This is a genomic window from Oleiphilus sp. HI0043 (assembly GCF_001634935.1).
This window is the reverse complement of record NZ_LWEY01001911.1, coordinates 1-647: the sequence shown is the minus strand read 5'-3', so window position 1 is coordinate 647 and position 647 is coordinate 1. Positions and strand designations below refer to the sequence as shown.

Sequence of the window (647 nt, the reverse complement as noted above, 5' to 3'; positions counted from 1 at the left end):
ACCGGTATTTAAGCAGTCGCCGCCCATTTTATGACGCTCAATAAGAGAGACTTTTGCTTTGGTTGCTGCAGCGATCAATGAAGTAACCAGTCCTGCTGAACCTGCACCGATAACGACCATATTGGTGTCAAATTTAGACGGCTTGTCATAGTTAGCGAAAACCTTTTTAGCTTGTATGCTTTCCATTAACTTCTTGGCCAAAATAGGGAATAGGCCGAGTAGAGCAAAAGCAAACAATAAACCGGGTGATAGGATGCCTGATAGAGAATCAATCTGACCAAGCTGAGTACCGGTATAAACGTAAACAAGGGTGCCTGGGAGCATGCCGAGCTGGCTGATCAAAAAGAATTGGCGAGTCTTGATTGGCGTTAAACCCATCACTAAGTTAATAACGAAAAACGGGAATAAAGGCACAAGGCGTAAGCCAAACAGATAAAACGCGCCTTCTTTTTCAATGCCTGCATTAATTGACTTAAGGGAGTCAGCAAACTTTTTTTGTACACTTTCTTTCAGTAGTGTTCGAGAAACTAGAAAGGCTAGTGTTGCACCGATTGTACTGGCAAAGGACACCAGAATCGTTCCCTGTAACAAACCGAAGATTGCACCGCCTGCAAGTGTCATTACTGCGGCGCCAGGAAAGGAGAGAG

Annotated in this window: 1 protein-coding gene; it reads right to left on the bottom strand. The window is 44.4% G+C overall.

Features of this window, described 5'->3' with window-relative positions; translation table 11 throughout:
* The coding region (locus tag A3729_RS29535; protein ID WP_197476275.1) for a TVP38/TMEM64 family protein at nt 1–647 on the bottom strand (647 nt) is incomplete at both ends.